This window comes from Actinoplanes subtropicus, from assembly GCF_000721705.1.
Classification (GTDB): domain Bacteria; phylum Actinomycetota; class Actinomycetes; order Mycobacteriales; family Micromonosporaceae; genus Actinoplanes; species Actinoplanes subtropicus.
Map to the genome: position 1 here is coordinate 1 of NZ_JOJL01000108.1, position 2181 is coordinate 2181.

At 65.0% G+C, this 2181-nt stretch carries 1 protein-coding gene; it reads right to left on the reverse strand.

Features of this window, described 5'->3' with window-relative positions; translation table 11 throughout:
- Window positions 1-720 precede the first annotated feature (720 nt).
- Complete coding sequence (locus IH26_RS0152285; RefSeq protein WP_030443777.1) at window positions 721-1758, reverse strand: serine hydrolase domain-containing protein; 1038 nt, start codon at window positions 1756-1758, stop codon at window positions 721-723.
- Window positions 1759-2181: the final 423 nt, after the last annotated feature.

Genomic DNA, 2181 nt, shown 5'->3' on the forward strand with positions numbered 1-2181 from the left:
GTTCAACGAACGGGACCGGGAAACCGGTCACCGTCTATCCCACGACCGGAGCCCCCACCACGACACGCCCCGTCGGGCTGGGGCAGAGCCCCGTTAGACGTTCATGTACCTCGCGGCGTGTCAGCACCGTGCCAGGACTGAGATCCCATGCCATGGGGCGACAGTACGACAGCCCTACGACACTTCTGTCCCTCTACCCGGTCCTGATCATCAGTCCCGCGATGTTTGCTCACGGATTGCTCACGCACGCGTTGACAAAGAATGGATCTAGGCAACAACCGGCGATAAGGCGGACATGCCCTGACCTGTGGTGACGTGGCTGGCAGGCGAACGGCCGATACAGGGCGACAGGCACACTCGCGGCCTGAAAATCGGAAGGTCGGCGGTTCGACCCCGCCCCTGGCCACGAGTCGGGGGCTGCTCCCTGCTCACGGAAAGCGTGAGCCTTGCCGCCTCGTTCTTGCTGCGCGACTTCGTCGCGCGGGCGGGGGCTTCGCCACCCGCACCCCCTCTGCCGCGGGGTAACTGACCGTAGATGGTTGCGGCCGTATTGCTCGCTTCGCATCGGCTGGGTGTTCGTGTCGGCTGGGCGCTCCTGGGTGTTCGTGTCGGCTGGGCGCTTCGCATCGGCTGGGTGTTCCTGGGCGTTCGCGTCGGCTGGGCGCTCCTGTCTGCTGGGTGTTCGCGTCGGGTGGGTGCTTCGCGTTCGAGACCACAGTTCTACGGGATTGTTTGGTGTAGGGCTTGTTCGATTTGGTCTGCGGCGGTGAAGTCGCCTAGGCGGCGGGTTACGTAGGCGACCACGGTGTCTCGGTTCGGGTCTGCCCAGCCCAGGTTGCCGCCCAGGCCGCCGTGGCCCCAGGTGTTGTCTTGGTCTATTTGGACTCCTAGACCCCAGGTGACCTGCTGTTCGATGAAGAGGTCCTGGCCGGTGTACTGGGGGATGGCCAGGGCTGGTAGGCGGCCGTCCATGAGGGCTGCGTAGAAGCCGGCTACGGCTCTTGAGGTTGCGTGGATGTTGGTTGCGGGGATGGCTGACTGGCGCCACAGGGGGCTGTTCACTATGGCCAGGTCTCGGGCGCCTGGGGGGTTGGAGATGGCGCGGGCGCGTACTGAGCCGGGGGTGGCCAGGGTCTTGGTGGGCCAGTCGGGGGTTTCGAACTCGAGCTCGGCGCAGCGGGGTAGGTCTTGGGGTGGGAGCGCGAAGGCCAGGTCGAGGCCGAGCGGTTGGGCGATTTCCTCGGCTACGAAGCTGGACGGCTGGCGGCCGTCTACTCGTCTGATCAATTCGCCTAGTAGGTGGCCGTAGGTCAGGGCGTGTTCGGCGGCGATGGTGTTGGGCTGCCACTCGGGGGTTGCGGCGGCTAGGTCGGCGCATAGTTGGTCCCAGTTGGACCAGGCCTCGGCGGGGCGGGGGACGGGGAAGGCCGGCAGCGCTGCTAGATGTGCGAGCACGGCGCGTACTGACACTTCGGTTTGGAACTCGGGCCAGTAGGTCGAGACCGGAGAGTCGAAGTCCAATCGGCCGCGGTGGGCCAGGAGCATGACGGCGGCGGCCATGATGGGTTTGCCGACCGAGTAGATGTTGACCAGAGTGGTGTCGTCCCACGCGGTGGTGTGAGCGGCGTCGCGCCAGCCCTCGTGGAGGTCTACGACGGGGTGGCCGTGGTGCAGTACGGTCAGGGCGGAGCCGCCGCGCGGGTTGGCGGCGAAGGCGTCGGCGACTGGCTTGAAAGCTGGTTCGTAGGAGCCCTCCATGTTGCGTACGGTAGTCGCCGGGCGCTCGGGTTCTCTGGTTTGCCTGCGCTGACCTGCGCATACGCGAGACACTGGTACCCGATTTGGAGCCCGGGGAACGACGCTGTAATGTTTTCCGAGCCGGCAGGGATGCGGACAACCAAACGGAGCGATCCGAGGTGGCCGTCCTGCCAAATCCTTCGAACTACGGAACGCAGTCATGCTGCGCGTCTGGCTCGGGGGGAGGTACTAGGGCAGATCGGGTGGAACCGGGAGAAACCGGTTGACAAGCCCAGGAAGACCTAGTAAAGTAGAGCGAGTGCTCCGGGGCGGGATGGCCCGGGTGCGGTTGTTCTTTGAGAACTCAACAGGGTGCTTGTAAAGCCAGTGCCAATTTGTATTTTCCCTGGCCGGTTTGGTCCGGCTTGGATTCCTTTGGCAACT

Coding starts and splice junctions, on each gene's coding strand:
- IH26_RS0152285 (WP_030443777.1), bottom strand. CDS start 1,758: ATGGAGGGCTCCTACGAACCAGCTTTCAAGCCAGTCGCCGACGCCTTC.